Below are 25,886 nucleotides of genomic sequence, written 5' to 3'. Positions count from 1 at the left end.
TGTTACTCCGGCGGTCGGGGCTCAGCGACCCAGTCGGCGCAGCACCTCGCGCGGGCGGTTGGTGATGATGGCGTCGACGCCCAGCTCGACGCAGAGATCGACGTCATCCGGCTCGTTCACGGTCCACACGTGCACCTGGTGGCCGGCCCCCTTCAGGCGCTCGATGTACGCCGGATGGTTGCGCACGATCCGCATCGAGGGGCCGGCGATCCCGACCCCGGCGGGCAGCCGCCCGTCGCGCAGCCGGGGCGAGACGAACTGCATCAGGTAGACCGTCGGTACCGTGGGCGCGGCGGCACGCACGCGATGCAGCGAGCGGGCCGAGAAACTCATGATCCGTACCGGGGACTCGGCCGCCGTGGCCGGAGCGTCCAGGTCGAACCGCTTCAGCAGCGCCAGCAGCCGCTCCTCCACCTGTCCGGCCCAGCGCGTCGGATGCTTGGTCTCGATGGCCAGTTCCACCCGGCGCCCCGCGTCGGAGACGAGCTCCAGCAGCCGCTCCAGGGTCAGGACGGAGGTCTCCTCACGGTCCTCGGGCCGGACCTCCCAGTCGGGGTCCTCCTCGCGCGCGTGCCAGGCCTCGCGGGCCTCCCGTGTCTTCCAGGAGCCGAAGTCCAGCGCCGCGAGGTCGGCGAGCTCCAGGGCGGAGACCGCCCCGCGGCCGTTGGACGTACGGTTGACGCGGCGGTCGTGCACGCAGACGAGATGGCCGTCCGCGGTCAGCCGCACATCGCACTCGAGGGCGTCCGCACCGTCCTCGATCGCCTTCTTGTACGCGGCCAGGGTGTGCTCGGGGGCCTCCTCGGAAGCCCCGCGGTGGGCGACGACTTGAATGTGGTGCTGCCGTGCGTGGGTCACCGCGTCATGGTGCCATCGGCGCCCTGTCGTCTGAGAACCCTCTGAGATGTTTCGATGATGCGCACTTATTATGCGTAATGACCCATATAAGGAGTGGTCAAGGATCCACAGCCACCGCTTATGGTGCTCTGACGGCCCGTGGGAAAAGCTGAGATGTACAAAAGCACATGCACAGCTTCAGCGCGCCGGGTCGACGACAAAGCGCGCGAAAGCGCGACAAGCGTTGACGAGCGTGACCGAGTGCGACCTAGTGCGACCGACGACAACAGCCGTGGATCGAGGAGTAGAGCTGTGAGCACCGAGAACGAGGGCAAGAGCGAGGGCACCCAGGTACCCCCGGCCCCGTCCGCACCCCCCGTGCCGGTGGAATCTCCCTCGGCCTCCCCGCAGGCGCCCGCGCCCGACGCCGGCGCGCCCACGACTCCGCTCCCGGCGGCGCCCGCGCAGGCACCGGAAGCCGGTCACGCCCCAGCGGGCGCGCCCGAGGGCCACTGGCCGCCGCCCACCGCACCCCAGGGTGCGTCGGCCCCGGTCGACGGCGACTGGCCGCCGCCGGCCGCTCCGCAGGCGTCCCCGGCCCCGCAGGGAGCCCCGGCCGCCGCCGACGACTGGCCGAACCCGGCCCCGGCAACGCCCCTCTACGCCGACGCCGGCGCGAGCACGCACGCGTACGGCACCCCCGGCTACGGCGACGTCGCCGCCGGTGGAGTCGGCGGAGTCGGTGGACCGGGCGGCCCCGGTGGCCCCGGTGGCCCCGAGGGAACCGTCTGGGGCGCCTCCTACCAGCAGCCCGCGCCCAAGTCCGGCCGCGGCCGCGGCGGGCTCGTCGCCGCGATCCTGGTCGCCGCGCTGGTCGCGGGCGGCCTGGGCGGCGGACTCGGCTACACGCTGGCCAAGAACGACGACGACACCGGCTCGACGACCGTCTCCGCCTCCACCAACAGCGGCGACGTCAAGCGCGATCCGGGCACGGTCGCCGGGGTGGCCGCCAAGGCGCTGCCCAGCACGGTCACCATCGAGGCCGAGTCCAGCAGCGGCGAGGGCGGCACCGGCACCGGCTTCGTCTTCGACACCCAGGGCCACATCGTCACCAACAACCACGTCGTCGCGGACGCGGTCGACGGCGGCAAGGTGACAGCCACCTTCCCGGACGGCAAGAAGTACGACGCCGAGGTCGTCGGACACGCCCAGGGCTACGACGTCGCCGTCATCAAGCTCAAGAACGCCCCCTCGGACCTGAAGCCGCTCACCCTCGGCGACTCCGACAAGGTGGCGGTCGGCGACTCGACGATCGCGATCGGCGCCCCCTTCGGCCTGTCCAACACGGTCACGACGGGCATCATCAGCGCGAAGAACCGCCCGGTGGCCTCCAGCGACGGCACCAGCAGCGCCGCCTCCTACATGAGCGCCCTCCAGACGGACGCCTCGATCAACCCGGGCAACTCCGGCGGCCCGCTGCTGGACGCCTCGGGCAACGTCATCGGCATCAACTCCGCGATCCAGTCCACCGGCAGCGGCGGCCTCGGCGGCACCACCCAGTCCGGCTCGATCGGCCTCGGCTTCGCCATCCCGATCAACCAGGCCAGGTACGTCGCCCAGCAGCTGATCAAGACCGGCGAGCCGGTGTACGCCAAGATCGGCGCGTCCGTCTCCCTGGCGGACTCCACCGAGGGCGCGAAGATCACCGACACGGCCGAGGGCGGAGCCTCCGCGGTCGAGTCGGGCGGCCCGGCTGCCCAGGCCGGCCTCAAGCCCGGCGACGTCATCGTCAAGCTCGACGACATGGTGATCGACAGCGGCCCGACCCTCATCGGCGAGATCTGGACGCACCAGCCCGGCGACAAGGTCACGATCACCTACGAGCGCGACGGCAAGTCCCACACCGTCGACCTCACCCTCGGCTCCCGCAAGGGCGACAGCTGACGCCCACGCCGACCCGAGCCACGCGCGCGTACCTCCCCGGTTCAGCACCGCCTGACCCGCACGCGCGCGTGCTCACCCGTTACTCTTGTCCCCGCGCCGCCGATCACGAACGGCGCGGGGTGGGTTGCCCGAGCGGCCTAAGGGAACGGTCTTGAAAACCGTCGTGGCAGCGATGTCACCGTGGGTTCAAATCCCACACCCACCGCAGGTGAACGGCCCCTGGCCAGGATGAATGGTCGGGGGCCGTTGTCGTCTGTGCACACCGTCATCGCCCGGTGTTGTCCGTGGTTCCCCGCCTGATCGGGCACGGAAGGGGCACGGATCACGGCGTCCCGTCAGTGATCGTCTCTTGGTCGTACATGCGCTGGTACTCAGCGACCGTGTCACCAAACTGCCTGCCACCAAGTTCCTGTAGGCGGCCGTCGCGGCGGTCTACGACGACGGGCCCGGTCCCGAGCCACATGTCTCGCAGATTGCCTGTCTGCGCGTACGTCGAGCTTTGATACCGGAACTCCCACCCGAAGCGGTGCTCCTGCGCGCTGATGGACACAGCAGTAACGCCCGGTTCCGGGGGGTAGGGCGCTGCTTGGGCAAGAAATGCGTCGAAGATCTCTCTGGCTTGCTCGGCTGTGATCACAACGCGAGCCTACGGAGGACGAGAGGTCGGCGGAGCGGCTTTGGGCTGGAGCTGCTTTGGGGGGAGTGATCATGGCCCCGTAAGCTTCCGGCGCGTCGGGCAGTCTGTGGACCTGCCCGTTAAAGCACGACGTTGGGGCCATGATCTTCGAGGCTCCCCCCAAAGTGGCTGCCTAAAGCCGTGGAGCCGACCGCCCCAGCCACGACTGTTCTGACCTCGTGCTCCGTATGCCTGCCTCTTGGGCGGGCGGGGGCCGTCGGCCGTGCCGAGCGGGGCGGAGACATGAGCGCGGGCGCGGACGGCGGCCCGCGCCCGCCCGGAGGAGCGAAGCGACGACGGGTGCTTGATGAGGTAGAGATTCCTGTAACAGCTCAGCTGCTCAGGCGGTACTCCAGGACGTACGAACCGGCGTCCAGGAGCATCTGGTTGACCTCCACGGGGCGCTCGTCCTCGGTGAAGGCGGTGCGGCAGATCTCCAGGACCGGAGTGCCGGCCGCGAGTGCCAGGGCGGTGCGCTCTTCCTCGCTCGGCATCCTCGCCCGCAGCTCCTCGGAGAAGGTGACCGGTTCCGCTCCCAGCTCGGCCAGGCGGGCGTAACTGCCTCCTGGGCCAGTGTTCGGCTGGGCGATCGCCGTGTCTCGGACCAGATCCGCGGGGAGGTACGAGGTCGCGATCTGTACCGGGCGGTCCTCGACGACGAACTTCCGGCTCCGCACGATGACAGCCGCCCCGGGCTCGAGGTTCAGCAACCGTCCGATCTGGCGCGGGGCTTCGGCCTCGTAGACCCGGACGTCGGTGACCAGGGGGCGCTGGGCCACGTCGGCAGACCAGATGGACTGACCGGCCTCGCGGCGGGACTTGGAGAGACGGTCGTTGGCCACCCGGCGGATCGGCCTGAACTCCCGGACGTAGGTACCGGATCCGGGGCGTGCGACCGCCAGACCCTCGCTCACGAGGATCTTGAGTGCCTGGTTGGCGGTCATCTTGGCGACGCCGTACGTCTTCACCAGCGAGGGTTCACCGGGCAACCGATCGCCCGGCACCAGCTCACCGGACTCGATCCGCGCCCGGAGATCGTCGGCAATCTGCCGCGCAGTCTCGGGCATGTCTCTCTCCACTCGTCGATGCTCCCTAGGGTGGTCAGCCTACCCGCCACCCCCTTCCGGACGCACGAACGCGTACCCGATCACTTCCCGAACCCACGTCCCTCCGCAGGTCTCATTGACATCCCTAGGGAGGTTTGGTTTCAATCTCCCTAGGGAGGTGAACACTCCCTGAAGAAGGGCGGCACCCCTACCGCCAAGCAGATGCGCCGCCCTACCCCTCTTCCAAGGGAGCCTCCATCATGCCTGTCTCGCTGATCCACCCCTGTCGGCCGACCGGGGTCTTAGCGCTGAGGATCATTCGCCGCACGGTCCGTAGCTGCGCGGTGTGCGGCAAGACGCGTTGCCAGGACGCGAACGTCTGCCGCACGGCCTTCGGCACCACCGAGTGGCTGGAGTGCCCGGCCTGCGCGGGCAGCGGCTACGACACCACCGGATTTCAGCTCTACTGCCCCGACTGCGGCGGCGCGAAGGTCCTGGAGGTCGAGATCATCGACGCTCCGGGGGTGGTCGAGTGACGGTGTTCCCCGTCGCCCCTGAGGCCGTGGCCGGTGCTGCGGCCTCCATGGGGACCGACCCCGTGACCCTGGCTGATCTGCTGCGAGTCGCCTCGGCTCCCGGGTTCGACCGATGGCGCGATCAGGTACGCCGTACGGGTGGATGCTCGGACCCGATCCACCTGTCCGGTACGACGGTCACCCGTGACGCCCGGACCGGGGATGTCCTCTACTCCTACTCCACGGCCGAGGAGCCGGGCGGACGCCTCCGGGTCGCCTGTGGCAACCGGCGGGCCTCCCGCTGCCCCTCCTGTGCCTGGACGTATGCGGGCGACGCCTACCACCTCATACGCGCCGGACTCACCGGTGACCCGCGCATGGGTATCCCCGACGGAGTACGCATCCACCCCGGCGTGTTCGCCACCCTGACCGCGCCCTCCTTCGGGCCGGTCCACAGCCGTCCCGAGAACGGTCGCTGCCGCTGCGGTGTCGCCCACTCAGAGGACGCCGCCGAACTCGGCACGGCGCTCGACGCTGACACGTACGACTACGCCGGGGCCGTTCTCTGGAACAACCACGCCGGGGACCTCTGGCGACGCTTCACGATCTACCTCCGCCGGGAGATCGCCGCTCGCGCTGGCATCACTCAGGCCACGCTGCGGGAGGTCTGCCGGATCTCCTTCGGTAAGGTCGCCGAGTTCCAGAAGCGCGGGGCGATCCACTTCCACGCCATCGTCCGGCTGGACGGCCCGGCCGGTCCCGACGACACCCCGCCCGAGTGGGCCAGTACGGCACTGCTCGGGGATGCGATCCGCGATGCCGCCGCCCGGGTCTCCGTCCCGTTGGCACCTGCCGATGACCACCCGGCGCGCGTCCTGCGCTGGGGTGCCCAGGTCGACGTACGGGCCATAGGCACCGACGGCCAGGAGCTGAACGAGCAGGCCGTGGCCGCCTACGTCGCGAAGTACGCCACCAAGGCAGCCGAGTCCACCGGCACGGTCGACCGCCGCGTCGGGGAGCTCTCCGAACTCGACAAGCGGCCCGACCTGCCCGACCACACTCGGCGTCTGATTCGAGCCTGTCATGCCCTTGACCAGCACTACCCGGACCGCAAGCTCTGGGCCTGGGCCCACATGCTCGGCTTCCGCGGGCACTTCCTCACCAAGTCCCGCCGCTACTCCTCGACCTTCGCCGAACGGCGTCAGGTCCGCGCCGACTTCCGCGCGCGGCAAGAGCGTCGGGAGCGAGGGCTGCCCGAGGACCCGGACGATGCGGAGGGCTCCACGCTCGTGCTCGCCCACTGGTCCTACGCCGGGCACGGGCACACCCCCGGCGAATCCTGGCTCGCCGCATCGATCGCGAAGGAGATCCGACTGAACCGAGAGACGGCCCGTGAGGCCCTTGCTGACATAAGCGATCTTGAGGCTGCGGGGGAGTGGTGAGCGTGGATCGACTGCTGAGCGTGCAGGAAGTCGCCGATCGGCTCGGTACCGGCGTGAGGTTCCCCCGTCGGCTTGTTGAAGAGCGTCGCATCACCTTCGTGAAGATCGGCCGACACGTGCGGATCCCGGAATGGGCTCTTGAGGCGTACGTGGCCGAGAACACCGTGCAGCCGATCACTCTTCGTCCCAACGCGCTCAGGAGGGCTGCCTGATGGCTGGCAAGCGCAAGTCCCGCCGTGCCTTCGGCCGGATCCGCAAGCTCCCCTCAGGCCGCTTCCAAGCTCGATACCCGGGGCCCGATGGAGTGCTCCGCCCGGCCGATCGCACGTTCGCCACCACGACGGACGCCGACCGCTGGCTTGCCCGCAAGCGCATCGAGATCGAGGAAGGGCACTGGCTCGACCCCGCCGAGGGGCAGACGACCGTACGCGACTGGGCGGCCCGGTGGCTCGCAGCCGTGTCCCCGCAGCTCAAGCACAAGACACAGGCGTCGTACCGGTCTCTGATCAACTCGCTGATCGACCCCGCCCTCGGGGACCGCGAGCTGTCCAGCTTGCGGCCGATCACTGTTGCCGAGTGGGTCGGAGGGATGAAGACCAAGGGGCTCAGCGCTTCCAGGATCCGGCAGGCGTACCGCGTCCTGTCGCAGATCATGAGGGCCGCCGTCGACAACGACATGATCCCGCAGACGCCATGCCGGGGCGTGAAGCTGCCCCGGATGCCGCAGACCGAGCCGCACATCCTCACTCCCCTCGAAGCGTCCCGGATCGTGCGGAGTGCAGCCAAGCCACATGACCATCTGATCGCGCTTCTCGCTTATGCAGGCCTGCGAGTTGGAGAGGCGTTCGCGCTTCGGCGCTCGGACATCGATGTGTCCGGCGGCTTCGTCCTGGTCGACGAGAACCTTGCCGAAGCCAACGGCACCCTGGTCTTCGACACCCCGAAGTCCCATCAGAAGAGGCTGCTTCGCGTCGGCCCCTCGCTGGCGAAGCGGCTCGGCCGGCACCTGGAGACTCTGCCCGGCGGGGATGACGCGCTCCTGTTCACGACCCCGGGCGGCAAGCCGATGCGCTACAACCAGTGGCGCAAGGCCTACTTCGACCCGGCCGTGTCGGCGGCCGGACTCACCGACGTGACCCCGCATGACCTCCGTGCCTCGCACGGGACTTGGGTCGCCGACCGGTACGGCGTGATGACCGCCGCTCACCGCCTCGGCCATTCGAACGCGAGCGTCACGACCCGGCACTACGCCCGGCCGGTCGCCGGTCGCGACGACCAGGTCGCCGAAGCGGCCGACTCCTGGCTGAGCGGGCACGACCATGAGCCTGGGGCACGTAGCGGGCACGATGACGATGATGACGGGTCCGCAGGCGTGCTCGTACCGGTCTGACCTGCTGCGGAGCGTCCCGCCTCCCCGACCGGCGAGAGATCTTGAAAACCGTCGTGGCAGCGATGTCACCGTGGGTTCAAATCCCACACCCACCGCAGGTGAACGTCCCTTGACCGGATGGCTCGGTCAGGGGACGTTCTCGTGGGTGTCGTTCGCCGGCGATCTTTGGCCCCGCTGTTTCCCGGCCCTAGACGGCGAGCAGTCCGGCGAGTGTCAGAGCCGCCAGCGCGGAGAGGAGTCGCGGCTTCCTCCAGCCCGGTCCCGAAGCCTGGCGGGTCAGTTCCCAGAGGCCCACCAGACCGCCACCGAGGCCCAGCGCGCTCCGCAGCAGGAAGACGGTGGTGTGCACAGGGAGCCTCCAGGGGGCTTCGAACGGACGGGCAGGCCACCCCTACCCCTGGTGGCCGCCGGATCCGCGGCCCACCCGGTAGCACCTAGCGGCCGGAGCAGCCGGAGCAGCGGAGTTTGTCTGGGTAGCTTGGTGGTTGGGCTGACCACTGGCCCGCCTTTTTTCGGGTTCTTTGGTGAAGGTGACTCGTGGCTCAGTGGGCATGACCGTTTCTTGGCCGGCCCCACTGTCGATCATTGCTGTCTCTTCAACCCGCCTTGGTCTGCGGCGATGTGTCTTTGACAGGGAACTCCAAGGGCTCGCGAGCCCCAAGGGTTTGCGGCTCCGGGGCTTGTTCGGTGGTTCGACCGGACGGCGCGCGAGGGGCCGTCCCGTCACATTCTGATCGACCGTGAAGGACAAGCGTGTCTCGTTCACCCCGCGCCGCCCGGGCGGCCCGCGTCATGGGCACTCTGGCGGCTTCGGCCGCACTCGCCGTCGGTGCCGCCCACACGGCGCTCGCGTGCAGCATCGCGGACTTCTCCGCAGCCGCCGTGTGTGACGCCGAAGGTCACGGCGTCATCCAAGTCACCGACAAGGACGCCTCCGGCACGCCGGCCACCGTCTCCCTGTACCTCCAGCTGAACCAGCCGATCAACAACCAACGGCTCGTCGACACCCAGAAGATCGAGCACCCGACGGCGCAGGGAGTCACCGTCGATCTCAATCCCCAGACGTGGCACGCCGGGGTGACGTTCAGGGTGCACGTCGAGGCAGGCGACCTGGTCGACGACGACATCCAACCCCTGGTCGTCATCCAGGACGAGACCTGTGCGGCCGCCGGTCCCTCGGCCTCGCCCTCGTCCTCGGCCTCGTCGGAGGCGTCCGCCTCGCCGTCCGACCGACCGTCAACCTTGTCCCCATCGTCCTCCGCCTCGTCGAGTGCGCGGCCGACGCCTGCGCAGGGCGGTGGTGCGCCGTCGGCCGCGGGTGGTGGCACCGTGCTCGCCGAGACCGGGGGGTCCAGCCGTACGCCGGTCGTCGGCGGTGTCGCCGCCGCGCTGGTGCTGGCCGGTTGCGGCATCGTCCTCGGGCTGCGCCGTCGGACGGCGACGCGCTCGCACTGACAGGGGAGCGCTGGGGGGGGGACGTCACGGGCCGGGGCGGTGTGCGGTCATGCGGGCCGCCGACGTGATCGTCCCCCGTGCCTCCCGTGCCGTCAGGCCGGTTCGTACGGCGGCGTCGACCAGGTCCTCCGTCAGCTCCGGGCCGATGCCGTCCTCGTAGGCCCGGCAGGCCGCCCAGAACAGCCGCGTGTTGCGTTGTCCTTCCTGGGCGGCCAGGACGAACTGGACCAGGCCCCGGCCGTGTGCGCCGCCCGCCGTCGAGCCGGGGCCCGGGTGGGGTGGGCGCGGCGGTGGCAGCAGCAGGCGCAGGAGGGAGCGCGGGCAGGGGGCGGGGGTGAGGTGGGCGGTGCCGGGGGCGGTGGCGTAGACGCCGTGGGCGGTGCGGGAGCCGGGGCCGACCAGGTAGCCGCCGGCGCCCCGGATGTCGATGCCGGGGGCGAGGCGGCCGGCCGAGTTGGGGACGACGACGTCCGGTGGGCCGGTGAGCCACAGGTGCCGGCCGCCGGACGGGGTGAGGACGACGATCGTGGGCGGGATGGTGAAGAGGTGGCGCAGGGCCAGTTCGCGCAGGGCGGCGGTGGAGTCCGTGTCCGACTTGGTGTCCAGGTCGACGCCGATGAGGTGGTGCGGGGGCAGGCCGCAGGCGATGCCGTAGCCGGTGGCCCAGGGTGCGGCGGCGAACAGTTCGCGGATGCGGGCCGGGTCGGTCGAGGCGTCGTACACGCCGTGACCGGAGCGGCCGCACTCGCCGTGGCAGGGCGGCCCCGCCGGCTCGGGGGCGTCGCGGTGGGGGGAGCGCAGGGCCGGGAGTTTCGTCCGGGACAGGGGGATGACGGCCAGGCCGCGTTCGGCGGCCGACAGGGCGTGGGCGAGGGCCAGCGTGGTGGCCTGCCGGGAGTACCGGTCGGTGGTGGCCATGAAAAGAGTGTCGTACGTATGTTCGATAAAGGGAAGAGGGCGGGCTTCGACGCGCCCGAGGGCGGCCGGATCGGGCGGAAAAGTGCCGGAACGCTTCGTCTCTTGTGAGGCCTGGAGGGTGGGTGTCCGACTTGCCGGGGGTTATGGCGGCACAGGCAGGAAAAGTGGTGCTAGGGGTTTATCGACTTGTCATCACGCTTGAGTGCGAATCACGGCTTCCGGGGTGGTTCGCCGGGGATTCGGTGGGCAACTCTGGTCTCGCGACGTCGTCACAACAGCCGGGGCGGTCGGCCAACCGCCCAGATGAAACCCGTACTTCAAGCACCTCGGGTACTCACGTACTTCCGTTCTGGAGGAACAACATGGCAAGCATCCGTACCGCCCGTGTCATCGCCGCCGTCTCCGCCCTCCCGCTGGCAGCCGCCCTCTTCACCGGCGTCGCGGTGGCGGACAACGGCGGCTTCGCGGACGACGGATCGAACGCGGGTGTCGCGAGCGTCACCGGCAGCGGTGTCGGGCGCGACAACAGCGGCAACTCGGCCACCACACAGCAGAACGCCGTCGGCTCGGGCGCCTCGAACCAGAGCAACACCGCGCAGGTCAACGGGTCCGCGTTCACCGCGGTCAACCAGGGCAACAGCAATGTCGCGGTCGCCTTCACCCCGCTGTGGTGGTGACCTGAGCGGACCGGCGTCCGGCGCCGGCCCCGGGGGGGGTGGGGGGGGATCTGTGGGGGGTGTGGGGGGTGTTGGGGGTGGCAGCGCGTCCGCGCGGCGGTACTTCGGTACCGCCGCGCAGGCGTTCTCGTACGCGGAAGTGACCTTGACAGGGGCTGCTGGCTGACGGACAGTCAGAAACTGTTCCCGGTAAGTCCTGGCAAGCCTTTCCCGCGGAAGGAGTACGGCCGTGGACGACGAACTCCACGCGCGGCTCAAGGCCTACGAGGGCCGCCCAGCGACGGTCGCGGGCACCGGACGGGACCCCGTCAACGCGCCCATGATCCGGCACTGGTGCGAGGCGATGGGCGACCGGAACCCCGCGTACACCGGCCCCGACGCGATCGCCCCGCCGACCATGCTCCAGGCGTGGATCATGGGCGGCCTGAGCGGCCACGAGGGGCGTGCGCGGGGCTATGACGAACTGCTCTCCCTCCTCGACGAGGCGGGCTGCACCTCGGTCGTCGCCACCGACTGCGAACAGGAGTACCTGCGCCCGCTGCGGCCCGGGGACGAGGTCGGCTTCGACACGGTGATCGAGTCGGTCTCGCAGCGGAAGACCACCAGGCTGGGCACCGGCTACTTCGTCACGACCCGGACGGACGTACGCGTGGGGAAGGCACTGGTCGGCACCCATCGCTTCCGCATCCTCAAGTACGCACCGGCCGAACGGGCACCGAAGGCGCGGGACCGGCGGGCGCTGGACGGGCGGGCGCCGCAGGACCAGAAAGCGCAGGACCAGCGAGCGCAGGACCGGCAGGCGCAGGAACGGAAAGCGCTGGACCGGCAGGAGGCACCGTTGCGGCCGCGTCCCGTCGTCAACCGGGACAATGCCGGCTTCTGGGAGGGCGTCCGGCGCCACCGCCTCCTCGTCCAGCGCTGCACCGCCTGTGACACGCTCCGCTTCCCCTGGCTCCCCGGCTGCAACGCCTGCGGCTCGGCGGAGTGGGACGCCGTCGAGGCGGGCGGCGAGGGCACGGTCTTCTCGTACGTGGTGATGCACCACCCGTCCTTCCCGGTCTTCTCCCCGCCCTACGCGATCGGCCTGATCGAACTCGCCGAGGGCGTCCGCATCATCAGCAACGTGGTCGACGTGCCCTACGACAAGGTGCGGATCGGCATGCCGGTGGAGCTGGAGTTCCGGGCCTACGACGACGATCTGGTGCTGCCCGTGTTCCGCCCGCGCGCGGGGGAGGCGGCCGCGTGAGGGCCGGTGACGAACTGCCGCCGCTGGAGATCGCGATCACCCGCACCCTGATCGTCGCCGGCGCCCTCGCCTCGCGGGACTACCAGGACGTCCACCACGACCCCGAACTGGCCCGGCTGAAGGGGTCCCCCGACATCTTCATGAACATCCTCACCACCAACGGCCTGGTCGGCCGGTACCTCACCGATCACTTCGGCCCGACGGCCGTGCTCCGCAAGGTCGCCATCCGGCTCGGGGCGCCCAACCACCCGGGAGACACCATGGTGTTGAGGGGCAGGGTCGAGGAGGTCGACGGAGAGACCGCCGTGGTGCGGGTCACCGGGGACAACGGGATCGGCAGGCATGTCACCGGCACGGTGACGCTCACCGTCGCCGCCGATGCCACGATCCCGCCGGGAGGCGCGGGGTGAGCGTGCGGACGAGGGACTCCCTCGGCGGCCGGGCGGCGATCGTCGGCATCGGGGCCACGGAGTTCTCCAAGGACTCGGGACGCAGTGAACTGCGGCTGGCGGTGGAGTCGGTGCGGGCGGCTCTCGCCGACGCGGGACTCACGCCCGCCGACGTGGACGGGCTGGTGACGTTCACGATGGACACCAGCCCGGAGATCACCGTCGCGCAGGCCTGCGGCATGGGCGAGCTGTCCTTCTTCTCCCGGGTCCACTACGGCGGCGGGGCGGCCTGCGCGACCGTGCAGCAGGCGGCGCTCGCCGTCGCGGCCGGGGTGGCCGAGGTCGTGGTCTGCTACCGCGCCTTCAACGAGCGGTCGGGGCGCCGCTTCGGCTCGGGTGTGCGACACCGCGAGCCGTCGGCGGAGGGGACGGCCCTCGGCTGGTCGCTGCCGTTCGGGCTGCTCACCCCCGCCTCCTGGGTGGCGATGGCGGCGCAGCGCTATCTGTACGCGTACGGGCTGACCCCGGAGGATGCGTTCGGGCCGGTCGCCGTCACGGCCCGCCGGCACGCGGCGGCGAACCCGGCGGCGTACTTCCACGGCCGCCCGATCACCCGCGCCGACCACGCGGCCTCGCGCTGGATCGCCGAGCCGCTCAGGCTGCTGGACTGTTGCCAGGAGACGGACGGCGGCCAGGCGCTGGTCGTCACCTCGGTGGAGCGGGCCCGTGACCTGCCGCAGCCGCCTGCCGTGGTCACCGCGGCCGCCCAGGGCGCCGGCCGGTCCCAGGAGCAGATGACCAGCTTCTACCGCGACGACCTGACGGGCCTGCCGGAGATGTCCGTGGTCGCCCGCCAGCTGTGGCGCAGCTCCGGAATGGCGCCGACCGACATCGACGTGGGGATCCTGTACGACCATTTCACGCCGTTCGTGCTGATGCAGCTGGAGGAGTTCGGCTTCTGCGCCCCGGGCGAGGCGCCGGCCTTCGTCGCGGAGGACCGGCTGCCGCTGAACACCCACGGCGGTCAGCTCGGGGAGGCCTACCTCCACGGGATGAACGGCGTGGCGGAAGCCGTACGGCAACTGCGCGGCACGTCCGTGAACCAGGTGCCGGGGGCCGCCCGGACCCTGGTGACGGCGGGGACCGGGGTGCCGACCTCGGGCCTGGTCCTGACCACGGACGGAGCCGTGAAGTGAGCCGTGGACCGAGGCGCGGGCTGAGGCGTGGACCGAGCCGTGGACCGAGGCGCGGGCTGGGCCACGGAAGGATGAGCACCCAGGGGTCATCCCGTAGTAGTCGCCGCCGTCTCGTCCACCTTCAGGAGGTGGGGCGGGCACCACCCGTACAACCTGAGACGGATCCGGCTTCGGGACCTGCGGCCGATCCGCCCGGGCGGGCCGCGAACCTAGCGTGGAGCCATGACCACACCCGTCTGCACCAGCGCTTCGAACGGCATGACGCGGCCTTCTCCGTACCCGTCCTTCGCGTCGTACGTCAGGGCCCGTCAGCCGGTGCTGCTGCGCACCGCACGGTCGCTGACCGCGAACCCGAGCGACGCGGAGGACCTGCTGCAGACCGCGCTCACCAAGACGTACGTCGCGTGGGAGCGGATCGAGGACCACCGGGCGCTCGACGGCTATGTCCGCCGGGCCCTGCTGAACACCCGTACGTCGCAGTGGCGCAAGCGCAAGGTCGACGAGTTCGTGTGCGACGAGCTGCCGGAGCCGGATTCGGTCGTCTGCGCGGAGGACCCGGCGGAGCGGCAGGCGCTGCACGACGCCATGTGGCGGGCGATCATGAAGCTGCCCGCGCGGCAGCGGGCGATGGTCGTCCTCAGGTACTACGAGGACCTCAGTGAGGTGCAGACGGCCGAGGTGCTCGGTGTCTCGGTCGGCACGGTGAAGTCGGCGGTGTCACGGGCACTCGGCAAGCTGCGCGAGGACCCTGAGCTGGTGCTTGCTCGCTGACGAGGGCCGGTCTCGCGGCCCGCTCGGGCATCAGGGCCCCGATGTCACCTGATCGATCACCGCTCCCTAGTGACATACCGCGCGGTATGTGCGCAGAATCAGCACAACCGTTACCACCGCGTAGGCAATGTCGCCGCCTGGGAGGACACGCCGTGCTGAGCACCATGCAGGACGTACCGCTGACCGTCACCCGCATTCTCGAGCACGGTGTGCTGGTGCACGGCCGGTCCCAGATCACCACCTGGACAGGTGAGAGCGAGCCGCAGCGGCGCAGCTTCGCCGAGGCGGGCACCCGGGCGGTGCAGCTGGCGAACGCCCTGCGCGACGACCTCGGCGTCCGCGGCGACGACCGGGTGGCGACGCTCATGTGGAACAACGCCGAGCACGTCGAGGCGTACTTCGCGATCCCCTCCATGGGCGCGGTGCTGCACACCCTCAACCTGCGCCTCCCGGCCGAGCAGCTGGTGTGGATCGTCAACCACGCCGCCGACAAGGTCGTCATAGTCAACGGCTCGCTGCTCCCGCTGCTCGCGCCCCTGCTGCCGAAGCTGCCCACGATCGAGCACATCGTCGTCTCGGGTCCGGGTGACCGCTCGCTCCTCGATGGCGCCCACGCGCGCGTGCACGAGTACGAGGAGCTGATCGCGGACAAGCCGAAGACCTTCGACTGGCCCGAGCTGGACGAACGCCAGGCCGCCGCCATGTGTTACACCTCCGGGACCACGGGCGACCCCAAGGGCGTGGTCTACAGCCACCGTTCGATCTACCTGCACTCCATGCAGGTGAACATGGCCGAGTCGATGGGCCTGACCGACCAGGACACCTCGCTCGTCGTCGTCCCGCAGTTCCACGTCAACGCCTGGGGACTGCCGCACGCCACCTTCATGACCGGCGTCAACATGCTGATGCCGGACCGCTTCCTCCAGCCCGCGCCGCTCGCCGAGATGATCGAGAGCGAGAAGCCGACCCACGCGGCCGCCGTCCCCACCATCTGGCAGGGTCTACTGGCCGAGCTCACCGCCAAGCCGCGCGACGTCTCCTCCCTCACCCAGGTCACCATCGGCGGATCGGCCTGTCCGCCCTCCCTCATGACCGCCTTCGACGAGCTGGGCATGCGGGTCTGCCACGCCTGGGGCATGACGGAGACCTCCCCGCTCGGGACCATCGCCCGTCCGCCGGCCCACGCGGTCGGCACCGACGAGGAATTCGGCTACCGCCTCACCCAGGGCCGCTTCCCGGCCGGCGTCGAGGGCCGCCTCACCGGCCCCGGCGGCGAACGCCTCCCCTGGGACGGCGAGTCCGCGGGCGAGCTGGAGGTGCGCGGCGCGTGGATCGCCGGCGCCTACTACAACGGCCCCGACGGCGAGCCCCTGCGTCCCGCCGACAAGTTCAGCGAGGACGGCTGGCTGAAGACGGGCGACGTCGGCACCATCTCCCCCGACGGCTTCCTCACCCTCACCGACCGCGCCAAGGACGTCATCAAGTCCGGCGGCGAGTGGATCTCGTCGGTGGACCTGGAGAACGCGCTGATGTCCCACCCCGACGTCGCCGAGGCAGCCGTCGTGGCCGTCCCGGACGACAAGTGGGGCGAGCGCCCGCTGGCCACGGTCGTCCTCAGGGAGGGCGCCACCACGGACTTCGAGGCCCTGCGCACCTTCCTCGCCGCCGAGGGCCAGATCGCCAAGTGGCAGCTCCCGGAGCGCTGGACGATCATCGGGGCGGTTCCGAAGACGAGCGTGGGCAAGTTCGACAAGAAGGTGCTGCGCAGGCAGTACGCGGAGGGCGAGCTGGACGTCACCCGACTCTGAACCCGCCGTGCTGCGGACGCCGCAGCCGTGGGGCTGCGTCACGCGTGTCGTGTACGCCGGGCAGGGCACCTCGCGGCCCCTGCCCGGCGTACGCCGTTTTCACCGTCGCAGGCCGTTTTCACCGTCGTGGGCCGGAACCACCGTCGTAGCCCGGAATCACGGGCGCAGGCCGGCTTCAGCGTCGTACGGCCGTCACCGTCCGTCGTACGGCCGCCAGAGGGCGTCGACCGTCACCGGCGTACGGCCGTGGTCGTCCAGCCCAGGGCCAGCCACGCGCCCGCCACCGTGACGACGCCGCCCCAGCCGAACTGGGCGAATGCGAGGCCGGCCAGGGCCGAGGCGGTCGCGCCGCCGGCGAACCCCGCGACGACATAGGCGCTGTTCGCGGTGGCCGGGGCGGCGGTCGTCGTCAGGGCGAGGGTCTGGTTGGCGACGTGGGAGGCGACGAGCGCCGCGTGGATCACGATCGCGGCCACGAAGAGCGCCCCGAGCACCTGCCCGCCCAGCCAGAACAGCGGGACCGAGGCAGCGGCGAGCAGATACGCGTTCCGCACGACCTTCGCGGCGCCGAACCGGTCGACCAGGCCGCCCGCCAGCGGTGCGACGACGCTGGCGGCCAGTCCGAAGAGGCCGAAGAGGCCGGCGGTCGCGGTCGACAGGCCGTAGGTCTCCTCGCCCGTCAGCAGCAGGGCCAGCGAGGTCCACAGGGCGCTCCAGGCCCCGTACATCCCGGCCTGCCGCACGCAGGCCCGCCACAGGTCGGGCGAGCGCCGCACCAGGCCCGGCATCGTGGTGAGACCGGTGAACAGGTGGCCCTCGCGGGGGTGGTGGCGTTCGGAGGGGAGGGCGGCGGCGGTCAGCAGGCCCAGGACCGCGGTGAGGACGGCCGCGCCCACGAACACCGCCCGCCAGCCGAAGGCCTGCCCGGCGAGCCCGCCGAGGACGCGGGCCGCGACGATGCCGGTGAACAGCCCGGCGATGACGGCGGCCACGTGCCGGGCGCGCCGGTCGGCGGGGGCGCGGGCGGCGACCAGCGGCACGAGGAGCTGCGGGACGACGGTCGCGGCCGAGGCGACGAGCACGGCGGCCGCGAGCGCGCCGGTCCCGGCGGCCGTGGCCGCGGCGACCAGGGCCGCCGCGGTGACCACGGAGAGGACGGCGACCAGTCGGCGCCGGTTCACGCGGTCGCCGAGCGGGGCGAAGACGAGCAGGCCGGCCGCGTAGCCGAACTGGGCGACCGAGGCGATCCAGGCCACGGCCGAGGGCGCCGAGCCGAAGTCGTGGGCGATGAGGGGGAGCAGCGGAGCCGCGAGGTAGATGTTGGCGGCCGTGACGGCGGTGCAGAGCGCGATCAGGACGAGCAGAAGCTCCTTGCGGCGGGGCGCGACCGCCGAGGGGACGACTTCCTCTCCCGCTGCTCGGGCTTCTGTGACTTCGGACGGCATGGCGGAGGTGCTCCTTCGAGCGTCTCTAGCAACCAACCAGTTGGTTGGAATGGCAGGGGAACAGTCTGGAGCGAGCGGCAATTCCCTGTCAACCAACTAGTTGGTTAGGTGTCCTCGCTACGATGGCCCCATGGCAACCACCAGGGATCCCGAGGCCACCCGGGCCCGGATCTTCGACGCCGCCGTCGCGGAGTTCGCCCGCTACGGCATCGCGGGCGCCCGCATCGACCGCATCGCCGCCGAAGCCAAGGCGAACAAGCAGTTGATCTACGCCTACTTCGGCAACAAGGCCGAGCTGTTCTCCCAGGTCCTGGGCCGCTCCATGGTGGACCTCGCCTCCGCCGTCCCGGTCGACCCGGACGACATCGAGGGCTGGCTCGACCGGCTGATGGACTACCACGCCGCCCACCCCCAGCTCCTGCGCCTGCTGTACTGGGAGGGCATCGAGTACGGCAGCACCGAACTGCTGCCCGACGAGGCGCAACGCCAGAAGCACTACGCGCTCAAGGTCGCCGCCGTACAGGACGGACAGGACCGGGGAGTGATCTCCGACGCGATCCCGGCCCGCGACCTCTTCTTCCTGCTGATCGCGATGGCCAACTGGGCCGCCTTCGTCCCGCAGATGAGCCGCATCCTGGCGGGCTCCGAGGACGCCGACCGCGACCGCCTGCGCGCCTCCATCAAGGAGGCGGCGCGGCGGATGGTCGCCCGGTAGGACGGGTCGGGTCCGGCTCGGGCGGCTCCTGGTTGGTGCCGATCCGGGCCTAGTTGGTGCCGATCCGGGCCAGCAGATCCACGATCCTGCTCTGCACCTCGGCACTCGTCGACCGCTCGGCGAGGAAGAGGACCGTCTCCCCCGACGCCAGCCGCGGCAGGTCCGCCTGGTCGACGGCGGCCGTGTAGACGACCAGCGGAGTGCGGTTGAGCTGGCCGTTCGCCCGCAGCCAGTCCAGGATCCCGGACTGGCGGCGGTGCACCTGCATCAGGTCCATCACGACCAGGTTCGGCCGCAGCTGCCCGGCGAGCGTGACGGCGTCCGCGTCGCTCGCCGCCCGCGCCACCTGCATCCCGCGCCGCTCCAGCGTCGAGGTCAGGGCGAGGGCGATCTCGGCGTGCTCCTCGATGAGCAGCACCCGGGGCGGATGCTGCTCGCTGTCACGGGGCGCGAGCGCCTTCAGCAGGACGGCGGGATCGGCGCCGTACGCCGCCTCGCGCGTCGCCTGCCCGAGACCGGCCGTGACCAGCACCGGAACCTCGGCGGCCACCGCGGCCGTGCGCAGCGACTGCAACGCGGTACGGGTGATCGGCCCGGTCAGCGGGTCCACGAACAGCGCGGCCGGGAAGGCGGCGATCTGCGCGTCGACCTCCTCGCGCGAGTGCACGATCACCGGCCGGTAGCCGCGGTCGCTGAGCGCCTGCTGCGTACTGACGTCCGGCGCCGGCCACACGAGCAGCCGACGCGGGTTGTCCAGCGGCTCCGGCGGCAGCTCGTCGTCCAGTGGCTGCGGCCGCGGCGGATCCGCCACCTCGACGGCCCCACCCGGGCCGTCCAACGGCTCGGGCCCCTCGGCGGCGTTCTCGTCCGGGGCCCCTATGGCGTACGACCGTCCGGCGCCCTCGGTCCCCGGCCCACCGGGCACGAGCCGCGACTGACCCGCGAGGGAGGGGTTCGGCACGGGTGCGGCAGCGGGCGTCGCGCCGGGCGGCGGCACCGGGGCCACGACGGCCTGCGCCTGCGCCGGGACCTGCGCCACGACGGGCTGCTCGGCCGACGGGTGCGGCCGTGCCGTCTGCTCCGGGCGCGTCGTCGGGTCGGGCGGAGTCCCCAGCTTGCGACGCCGTCCGGAACCACCGGGGGTGTGCGGCGCGGGGGTGGCCGTGGACTGCGCGGACGGCAGCCCCGGCTGCGGGTGACGCATCGCCTGAGCCTGCTGTGCGTGCTGAGCCTGCTGCAACTGCTGAGCCTGCTGCGCGTGCTGCAACTGCTGGGCCTGCTGCACCTGCGCGGCCTGCCGGGTGAAGGGCACGCCCTGCCCCAGGGTCCGCACGCTGATCGCCCGACCCTGCGTCGAGTTGGGATCCATGGGTCGGCCTGCCGCGGCCTCGGCGGGCAACGGCTGCGCCGCCCGCGGCTGCCCGACGGCGGCCTCGGGCGGCAGCGGGGTGCCACCGCTGGGCGTCGCCGCCGGTGCGGGCTGCGTCGCCGCGGGGGCGGGGGTCGCTTCGGCCGGGAGCGGCTGCCCCTGTCCGGCCACGTTCGGCACGGGGGCGGGGGCCGCTTGGCCGGGGGCCGCCGGCGCGGGGAGCGGCTGACCTGCGGTCGGCTGCCCGGGCAGTTGCTGCCCAGGGACGGGGGGCACGGCGGCCGTGCCCGGCTGCGCGGCGGCGAGGGGCTGTCCTACTTGCTGCGGCTGCGGCTGCGGCTGCGGCTGGACCTGTGCCGGGGCGGCGACCTCCGCAGCCTGAGCGACGGCCCGACGACGGCGACCCGTGGGCGCGTTCGTCGGGTGCGGCTGGGGCGGGGTGTGGTCGTCGGCCTGGTCGTGCGGAACGGCGTCGTGCCGCCCGTGGTCGATCGCGGAATCCTCGGCGGCCTGGGCGTGAAGGGGCGCCTGAGCCTGCGCGGGCGTCTGAGCCTGCGCGGGGACCGGTGCTTGTGCGGGCACCTGGACCGCTCCCAGCGCCTGCACGACTCCCGGAGCCGGAGCCTGAGCCGGAACCGAACCGGGCACGGAACCCGGAACCGGAACCGGAACCGGGCCCGGAACCGAACCGGGAGCCGGAATCGGCCCCACTGCTCGGGCTACCTGGGCGGCTTGGGAGTTCTGGGCGTCTTGGGCGGCTTGGGAGTTCTGGGCGACCGCACTCATGTCGACGGAACCGTCCGGCACGCGGTCGGCCTCCGCGGGCGGCAGGGCGAACACCGCGCGGGGCCCCGCCTCCTGCGCTGCGGCGCGCTCGTTCGCGGCGGCCAGGGCGCGCCGGCGCCTGCCCGTCGGCTGACCGTCCTCCGTCTCCGCCTGCGCCGTGCCTCCCGGACCCGTCAACGGGGCCCCGGCCGGTGCGCCCGCGATGGCCGGCAGCGCGGGCGGCAACGCGTTCTGCGGCTGCCGGCCGTCCGGCGCGTGTGCTGCCCGCTGTCCGCCCGGCGCGGGTACGCCCTGCGGCGGAACGGTGCCGCCGAGTCCCGTACCCGAGGCCGCGGTCCCGGCCGCGTGCTCCGCGGCGGTGACGACGGCGCCCTCGCTCACCCCGCCGTCGACTCCTACGGCCATCCCCGCGTCGGCGCCCAGGACGGCGACCTCGGCCGATCGGCCACGCCGTCGTCCGGTGCCGCCGGAGCCCTCGGGGCCCTCGGTCTCGTCCATCGCGGGCGACACCTCACCCGGCGTCTCCTCCGCGGCCGGAGCTCCGGCCCGCCTGCGCCGCCGTCCGGTCGGAACCGCGGCATCCGCGTCGGCGCCGCTCTCCGGGCCCGGGACGTCGCCCTCCAGGAAGGCGTCCACGGAGGACCGCCGAGCCCGCCGACGCCCACCGGCGCCGTACTCGCCCGGAACGTCCTCCTCCGAGGCCATGGCGGCCGCGGGGGCCGCCGAGGCGGCGCCGTCACCGGCCGCGAGAGCGGGCAGAGCCATGGCCGCCGGAGCCGCCATGGCCCCCGCACCACCGCCCAACGGCACCTCCAGCACGTACGCGCTGCCGCTCATGCCCGGCACCTCGTGCGTCTGGAGGACGCCACCGTGCGCCCGCACGATCCCCCGCACGATCGGTTCGTGCACGGGGTCGCCGCCGGCGTACGGCCCGCGCACCTCGATGCGTACGACCTCGCCGCGCTGGGCGGCCGCCACCACGACCGTGTTGTCCATGTAACCGCCCGCCGAGACGGGCGCGTTGCCGGTGGCGTCGACGCCCGCGACGTCGGCCACCAGGTGCGCGAGCGCGGTCGCGAGGAGCCGCGCGTCGACCTCGGCCTCGATGGGCGGCGCGTGCACGGCGAACTGCACCCGTCCCGGCCCGATGAGATCCACCGCGCCGTCGACACCGGCGGCGACGACGGCGTCGAGCATCACCTTCGTCCGGGCGATGACCTCCGACCCGGTGTCGAGACGCTGGTAGCCGAGCACGTTGTCGATGAGTGTGGTGATCCGCGAGTAACCGGCCGACAAGTGATGGAGCACCTGGTTGGCCTCGGGCCAGAGCTGCCCGGCGTCGTCCGCGGCGAGTGCCGCCAGCTCGCGGCGCAGTTCGTCCAGGGGCCCGCGCAGGGACGCCCCGAGCAGGGTGAGCAGCTGCTCGTGCCGTCCGGCGAGCGCCTCGTACCGGTCCTTCTCGCGCTCGCCGAGCGAGGCGTAGCGCTCCTCGCCGGCCGCGAGCTCCTCCTCGTGCCGCTCGCGCAGCTCCTCGAGCTCGTTCACATGCTGCTGGCGCAGCGCGGTGAGGTCGGAGGCGTGCTCCTCGGAGAGCTTCTCCAACTCCTCCGCGTGCCGCTTCTCGACGCCGTCCTTCTCGTCGGCGAGGGCGTCGTAGGGCCGCCGGTCGGTGAAGGTCATGACGGCGCCGACGAGCTGATCGCCGTCGCGCACGGGCGCGGTCGTCAGATCGACCGCGACCCGGTCCCCGCTCTTGGACCACAGCACCTGCCCGCGCACCCGGTGCTTGCGCCCGGAGCGCAGGGTGTCGGCGAGCGGCGACTCGTCGTACGGGAACGGCGAGCCGTCGGCGCGGGAGTGCAGTACGAGGGTGTGCAGCTCCTTGGCGCCGAGATCACTGGCCCGGTATCCCAGTATCTGGGCGGCGGCCGGGTTGACGAGGACGATCCGCCCGTCGGTGTCGGTGCCCACGACGCCCTCGGACGCGGCCCGCAGGATCATCTCGGTCTGCCGCTGCGAACGCGCCAGCTCGGCCTCGGTGTCGACGGTCCCGGACAGGTCGCGTACGACGAGCATCAACAGTTCGTCGGAGGCGGAGGAGTAGCCGTAGCCGTCGTAGGCCTGCTGGCCGTTCTCGAGGTTGGCGCTGGTGACCTCGACCGGGAACTCGCTGCCGTCGGTGCGGCGCGCGACCATCCGGGTCGGCTTGGTCCGCCCGCGCGGGTCCATGTGATCGGGCCGCCGCATGGACCCCGGGATGAGCTTGGAGTCGAACTGCGGCAGCAGATCGAGCAGCCCGCGCCCCACCAGAGCCGTACCCGGCGTCTCGAACGCCTCGAGCGCGATGGTGTTCGCGTTGACGACTGTCCCGTTGGCGTTGACCAGCACCAACGCATCGGGGAGCGCGTCGAGTATGGCTGCGAGGCGAGCAGCGCCTCGGGATGGCCTGCTGCTCACGAGTCGCTTCCTCCCTGTTACCGCACCTTGCCGACCGTTCGGGCCATCTTGCCAACCGGCCCGCACCGTGTCACGCGAGGGAGTCTAAGGGCTGGGGTCCCGTCGGCGGCGCCGGATGAGAGGGAGCTCGCACGACGAAGTGACCCAGAACGTGTGTCCTCACCCGTCGTGGCCCGTCCCAGGGCACGACGGACCGCTCCCTCGCCCGCCCCGCCACCTGCCCGGACTTCGCGGGACCTTCGCGCGACCTTTACGGAACCGGTGCTTCCGCCGCGTGTCACCTGTACGCGCACGACCACGAACACGCGAGGGACATCGTCGGTCCCCAACGCGCCTCGACCTTGACCTCGACCTCGGCATCGGGCACCCACCGGCCCCCGGCCCCCGGAGGCGTCAGCGGGCGGCCGGGCGCAGGTCGGGCAGCAGCGGGACGAGCCGGTCCCACCGCTCGATCTGGCAACCGTTGCTGCGGTCGTACGTCGCGTCGACTGGGCGCCCGGCCCAGCGGCCCGTGACGTGGGCGGTGGCCGGTCCGCCGTACCGCATGGTGCAGACGCCGCCGTCCGGCACGGGCGCGAAGGCGTCCCTGCCCCACCGGGTGTCGCGGTCCACGGCGCTACAGGCGCTTGCCACGTCCGGGTGACTGCCGCCGTCGGGGTGGCAGTACAGATCGAACGTCCCGTCCGCCCGGCCGCCCGTGTGCCGGACGGTGACCGTGAGGTGATCGCCGGAGACCTGGTCCTCCTCCCGGACGGGCGGAGGCGAGAGGGGGGTGAGCGGGGTGTGCGGGGTGACGGCGGTGACGGCCTCGGCCGTCCCGGCGGCGTACGCGGTCACCGGCCCGGTGGCGGACGAGGCGATCACGACGGCACAGGCGGCGGCGGCGACGGCGAGCCGTCGGAGCGGGGTGACCTGAAACATGACAGGACTAACGCCACGCCCTCGACGACGTTGCGCCCGGCAAGCGCTTTGCCCTGCGGCCCACCTGCCTAGTACCGTGGACGCCGATTGGTGACACGCCGCTCGACTGTGTCATCATCTGCACGCACCACTCGCACATACGCGAGCGGTTGTGCTGGAGGCGTCGCCTAGTCCGGTCTATGGCGCCGCACTGCTAATGCGGTTTGGGACTTCAATCCCATCGAGGGTTCAAATCCCTCCGCCTCCGCGCGATCACCGAAGCCCCGGTCCACCCGACCGGGGCTTCGTTGTTTCCCAGGAGCCCCAGAAGCCCCCCAGAAGGGCGTTTTCGCAGCTCACAAGCGGTATGGCTAACGGATTTCACATGTCGGCGGCAGTCATGTAATGTTCTTCCTGTCGCCGCGAGCGGGCCGCAAGGGCCGGGAGCGAAGACAGAAAAACCGAATAACAAGCACTCGTAGCTTAACGGATAGAGCATCTGACTACGGATCAGAAGGTTGCAGGTTCGAATCCTGCCGAGTGCACAGGTGCCCAGAGGCCCTAAGGATCACTCCTTAGGGCCTCTGGCTTTTGCGTTGACGGCAGTGATTGACGGCAACCGTCTCAGTCGGCGTGTAGTGCTCTGGCCGGGTCTGCTTGCAGAAGCGGGGATGCTCGCGCCCGGCCGGAGCGTGTGCGTCAGACGGTCGCGGCCAGCCAGCCGATGGTTTCGGTGGTGTGCTTGCCGTCGCTCTTGGCGGCGCCGGCGTACACCTCGTTCAGGCGGATGAGGAAGCCCGTGTTGGTGACGTCGTGGACGCGGATGCCCGGCGTCTCCGGACCGTTGAAGGTCTGGGTCAGCGGGAAGACGACGACGTTGGAACCTGGCGGGAACGGGCTGGGGAACGTGACGCGGGTGAAGGTCGAGGTGTTACCGCCGCTCGTCTCGATGGGGTCGTCGGACCTCAGATCGACCTTGCCGGTCTGGATGAAGCTCATGGTCGAATTCCTTAGTGTGAGGGGTGCGATTGTCTGGCCGTTCTCGGCGGCCGACGGGAGGCTTGTCGCCAAATCGTCCCTATATGCCGAAGTCCCGCGAACGAGTGATCGCATTTCGGACACCAGCTGACCGCGCGCTTCCTGCCTGATCCATTGGTTAGCAGCGGCTAGACAGCCTCGAAGGCAGCGGCCGAGCCGTCGTCATCGTCCGGATCGCTGCCGTCACCCCTCAGGGCATCACCGACGCGGTCGAACGCCGAGCCTTCGAGGCGCTGTCCATCCGGGCCGGCGTCCGCAAGGTCCGCTTCCACGACCTACGCACCGCCAGTTCGAGCAGATCCAGGCGAGCGACCCGGACCCGTCGTGGGTGGCCTACTTCGACGAGCCGAAGCTCATCGTGGACACCGGCATTGCTCACGGCCGACGGGGCGAGGCAGCGACAGCCGAACCGTTGATCGCGGACGCCTTGCGCAGGGAAGCCCACACCAACCAGCGCGGCCGGGCGTTTCACGCGTTCTGCTGGCTCGTACGCAGCTGGACCAAGGGAAGCTCGACCAGGCGTGCCACACCGTCACGCAAGCTCTGGAGCCCGCATCCGCGGTGGCTTCGGAGCGAGTGTCAGGCCACCTCAGGGAGTTGCCGTAGATCTGACGGCGGTTCTGACGGCAACGTCGGCACACAGACGCGCATGCTGGCTAACCTGAGCATGGGGGCAGGGGGCAGGGGGCAGGGGGCAGGGGGCAGGGGGCAGGGGGCAGGGGGCAGGGGGCAGGGGGCGGCGGGCGCGGCTCACGCAGCGGCGCCCGATCCTACGGATCAGAAGGTTGCAGGTTCGAATCCTGCCGAGGGCACACAGGCCAAAGGCCCCTCCGGTAGATCCTGAGGGGCCTCTGACATCAACGGGT

Annotated in this window: 23 protein-coding genes, 3 tRNA genes and 1 pseudogene; 17 read left to right on the top strand and 10 right to left on the bottom strand. The window is 71.3% G+C overall.

The window, feature by feature from the left end; genetic code table 11:
- Positions 1-21: 21 nt before the first annotated feature.
- Positions 22-858, bottom strand: a complete 837-nt coding sequence (locus ACIRPU_RS17235) for a glycerophosphodiester phosphodiesterase (RefSeq protein ID WP_355703628.1) — start codon at positions 856-858, stop codon at positions 22-24.
- Positions 859-1,149: 291 nt separating this feature from the next.
- On the opposite strand from ACIRPU_RS17235, the gene ACIRPU_RS17230 reads away from it, so the two are divergent.
- Together ACIRPU_RS17230 and ACIRPU_RS17225 are read left to right on the top strand one after the other, a co-directional pair.
- Positions 1,150-2,781 carry a S1C family serine protease gene (locus ACIRPU_RS17230; RefSeq protein ID WP_403867610.1) on the top strand — a complete coding sequence of 544 codons (1,632 nt, stop codon included), beginning with the start codon at positions 1,150-1,152 and terminating at the stop codon, positions 2,779-2,781.
- 118 nt (positions 2,782-2,899) lie between these two features.
- Positions 2,900-2,986 (top strand) — tRNA-Ser (locus ACIRPU_RS17225).
- Positions 2,987-3,103: 117 nt separating this feature from the next.
- On the opposite strand, the gene ACIRPU_RS17220 is transcribed toward ACIRPU_RS17225, so the two are convergent.
- Together ACIRPU_RS17220 and ACIRPU_RS17215 are read right to left on the bottom strand one after the other, a co-directional pair.
- Entirely contained in the window at positions 3,104-3,418 is a 315-nt protein-coding gene (locus tag ACIRPU_RS17220; RefSeq protein WP_403867607.1) for a YrhB domain-containing protein, read from the bottom strand.
- A 371-nt stretch (positions 3,419-3,789) separates the two neighbouring features.
- A complete protein-coding gene (locus ACIRPU_RS17215) occupies positions 3,790-4,524 on the bottom strand; it encodes a GntR family transcriptional regulator (RefSeq protein ID WP_403867604.1) in 735 nt (244 codons plus the stop codon).
- Positions 4,525-4,763: 239 nt separating this feature from the next.
- On the opposite strand from ACIRPU_RS17215, the gene ACIRPU_RS17210 reads away from it, so the two are divergent.
- From ACIRPU_RS17210 to ACIRPU_RS17195, 4 genes are read left to right on the top strand one after another with little or no spacing between them, the layout of a single operon-like run.
- Positions 4,764-5,039 (top strand): hypothetical protein, encoded by a 276-nt coding sequence (locus tag ACIRPU_RS17210; protein ID WP_403867601.1) that lies wholly within the window; start codon positions 4,764-4,766, stop codon positions 5,037-5,039.
- Positions 5,040-5,086: 47 nt separating this feature from the next.
- Complete coding sequence (gene repSA, locus ACIRPU_RS17205) at positions 5,087-6,460, top strand: replication initiator protein RepSA (RefSeq protein ID WP_403867973.1); 1,374 nt, start codon at positions 5,087-5,089, stop codon at positions 6,458-6,460.
- A complete protein-coding gene (locus ACIRPU_RS17200; RefSeq protein ID WP_403867598.1) occupies positions 6,454-6,672 on the top strand; it encodes an excisionase family DNA-binding protein in 219 nt (72 codons plus the stop codon). The genes repSA and ACIRPU_RS17200 overlap by 7 nt, the downstream gene beginning before the upstream one ends.
- A complete protein-coding gene (locus tag ACIRPU_RS17195; protein ID WP_403867595.1) occupies positions 6,672-7,850 on the top strand; it encodes a tyrosine-type recombinase/integrase in 1,179 nt (392 codons plus the stop codon). Before ACIRPU_RS17200 ends, ACIRPU_RS17195 begins: the two co-directional genes overlap by 1 nt.
- A 187-nt stretch (positions 7,851-8,037) precedes the next feature.
- Here the strand turns inward: ACIRPU_RS17195 and ACIRPU_RS17190 are convergent, their stop codons facing one another.
- Positions 8,038-8,199, bottom strand: a complete 162-nt coding sequence (locus tag ACIRPU_RS17190) for a hypothetical protein (RefSeq protein ID WP_403867592.1) — start codon at positions 8,197-8,199, stop codon at positions 8,038-8,040.
- A gap of 404 nt (positions 8,200-8,603) precedes the next feature.
- Here ACIRPU_RS17190 and ACIRPU_RS17185 point away from each other — a divergent pair, with 404 nt between their 5' ends.
- Entirely contained in the window at positions 8,604-9,305 is a 702-nt protein-coding gene (locus tag ACIRPU_RS17185; RefSeq protein ID WP_403867588.1) for an LAETG motif-containing sortase-dependent surface protein, read from the top strand.
- A 24-nt stretch (positions 9,306-9,329) separates the two neighbouring features.
- Here ACIRPU_RS17185 and ACIRPU_RS17180 read toward each other — a convergent pair whose 3' ends face one another.
- Positions 9,330-10,223 carry a bifunctional DNA primase/polymerase gene (locus ACIRPU_RS17180; RefSeq protein WP_403867585.1) on the bottom strand — a complete coding sequence of 298 codons (894 nt, stop codon included), beginning with the start codon at positions 10,221-10,223 and terminating at the stop codon, positions 9,330-9,332.
- A 362-nt stretch (positions 10,224-10,585) separates the two neighbouring features.
- Here ACIRPU_RS17180 and ACIRPU_RS17175 point away from each other — a divergent pair, with 362 nt between their 5' ends.
- The 6 genes from ACIRPU_RS17175 (at position 10,586) to ACIRPU_RS17150 (ending at position 16,310) form a co-directional block, all read left to right on the top strand.
- Positions 10,586-10,900: a hypothetical protein gene (locus ACIRPU_RS17175; protein WP_403867582.1), complete on the top strand. Its 315-nt coding sequence runs from the start codon at positions 10,586-10,588 to the stop codon at positions 10,898-10,900.
- A 229-nt stretch (positions 10,901-11,129) separates the two neighbouring features.
- Positions 11,130-12,146, top strand: coding sequence for a bifunctional MaoC family dehydratase N-terminal/OB-fold nucleic acid binding domain-containing protein (locus tag ACIRPU_RS17170; RefSeq protein WP_403867579.1), 1,017 nt, complete (start codon positions 11,130-11,132; stop codon positions 12,144-12,146).
- Positions 12,143-12,556: a MaoC family dehydratase gene (locus ACIRPU_RS17165; protein ID WP_403867576.1), complete on the top strand. Its 414-nt coding sequence runs from the start codon at positions 12,143-12,145 to the stop codon at positions 12,554-12,556. The genes ACIRPU_RS17170 and ACIRPU_RS17165 overlap by 4 nt, the downstream gene beginning before the upstream one ends.
- On the top strand, positions 12,553-13,731 hold the full coding sequence (locus ACIRPU_RS17160; protein WP_403867573.1) for a lipid-transfer protein: 1,179 nt from the start codon (positions 12,553-12,555) through the stop codon (positions 13,729-13,731). The genes ACIRPU_RS17165 and ACIRPU_RS17160 overlap by 4 nt, the downstream gene beginning before the upstream one ends.
- Positions 13,732-13,953: 222 nt before the next feature.
- The gene (locus ACIRPU_RS17155; protein WP_403867570.1) at positions 13,954-14,502 is read left to right on the top strand and encodes a SigE family RNA polymerase sigma factor; all 549 of its coding nucleotides are present in this window, start codon (positions 13,954-13,956) and stop codon (positions 14,500-14,502) included.
- Between the two features lie 152 nt (positions 14,503-14,654).
- Complete coding sequence (locus ACIRPU_RS17150; protein ID WP_403867567.1) at positions 14,655-16,310, top strand: long-chain fatty acid--CoA ligase; 1,656 nt, start codon at positions 14,655-14,657, stop codon at positions 16,308-16,310.
- Between the two features lie 230 nt (positions 16,311-16,540).
- On the opposite strand, the gene ACIRPU_RS17145 is transcribed toward ACIRPU_RS17150, so the two are convergent.
- The gene (locus tag ACIRPU_RS17145; protein ID WP_403867564.1) at positions 16,541-17,755 is read right to left on the bottom strand and encodes an MFS transporter; all 1,215 of its coding nucleotides are present in this window, start codon (positions 17,753-17,755) and stop codon (positions 16,541-16,543) included.
- Positions 17,756-17,885: 130 nt separating this feature from the next.
- Here ACIRPU_RS17145 and ACIRPU_RS17140 point away from each other — a divergent pair, with 130 nt between their 5' ends.
- Positions 17,886-18,470 carry a TetR family transcriptional regulator gene (locus ACIRPU_RS17140; protein WP_403867561.1) on the top strand — a complete coding sequence of 195 codons (585 nt, stop codon included), beginning with the start codon at positions 17,886-17,888 and terminating at the stop codon, positions 18,468-18,470.
- Positions 18,471-18,519: 49 nt separating this feature from the next.
- Here ACIRPU_RS17140 and ACIRPU_RS17135 read toward each other — a convergent pair whose 3' ends face one another.
- A complete protein-coding gene (locus ACIRPU_RS17135) occupies positions 18,520-23,082 on the bottom strand; it encodes a PAS domain-containing protein (RefSeq protein WP_403867558.1) in 4,563 nt (1,520 codons plus the stop codon).
- A gap of 393 nt (positions 23,083-23,475) precedes the next feature.
- The gene (locus tag ACIRPU_RS17130) at positions 23,476-24,003 is read right to left on the bottom strand and encodes an SSI family serine proteinase inhibitor (RefSeq protein ID WP_403867555.1); all 528 of its coding nucleotides are present in this window, start codon (positions 24,001-24,003) and stop codon (positions 23,476-23,478) included.
- Between the two features lie 156 nt (positions 24,004-24,159).
- On the opposite strand from ACIRPU_RS17130, the gene ACIRPU_RS17125 reads away from it, so the two are divergent.
- Positions 24,160-24,250: transfer RNA gene (locus tag ACIRPU_RS17125), tRNA-Ser, on the top strand.
- 204 nt (positions 24,251-24,454) lie between these two features.
- Positions 24,455-24,527 (top strand) — tRNA-Arg (locus ACIRPU_RS17120).
- A gap of 154 nt (positions 24,528-24,681) precedes the next feature.
- Here the strand turns inward: ACIRPU_RS17120 and ACIRPU_RS17115 are convergent.
- Together ACIRPU_RS17115 and ACIRPU_RS17110 are read right to left on the bottom strand one after the other, a co-directional pair.
- Positions 24,682-24,981, bottom strand: a complete 300-nt coding sequence (locus ACIRPU_RS17115; protein ID WP_326581064.1) for a hypothetical protein — start codon at positions 24,979-24,981, stop codon at positions 24,682-24,684.
- 167 nt (positions 24,982-25,148) lie between these two features.
- Complete coding sequence (locus ACIRPU_RS17110; protein WP_403867552.1) at positions 25,149-25,292, bottom strand: hypothetical protein; 144 nt, start codon at positions 25,290-25,292, stop codon at positions 25,149-25,151.
- Between the two features lie 8 nt (positions 25,293-25,300).
- On the opposite strand from ACIRPU_RS17110, the pseudogene ACIRPU_RS17105 reads away from it, so the two are divergent.
- Positions 25,301-25,617 (top strand): annotated as a pseudogene (locus ACIRPU_RS17105) (hypothetical protein); the annotation flags it as partial.
- Positions 25,618-25,886: the final 269 nt, after the last annotated feature.

The organism is Streptomyces sp. NPDC102259, assembly GCF_044766465.1.
Taxonomy (GTDB): domain Bacteria; phylum Actinomycetota; class Actinomycetes; order Streptomycetales; family Streptomycetaceae; genus Streptomyces.
The sequence above is the reverse complement of the archived record's forward strand: the minus strand, read 5'-3'. Positions and strand labels throughout refer to the sequence as shown.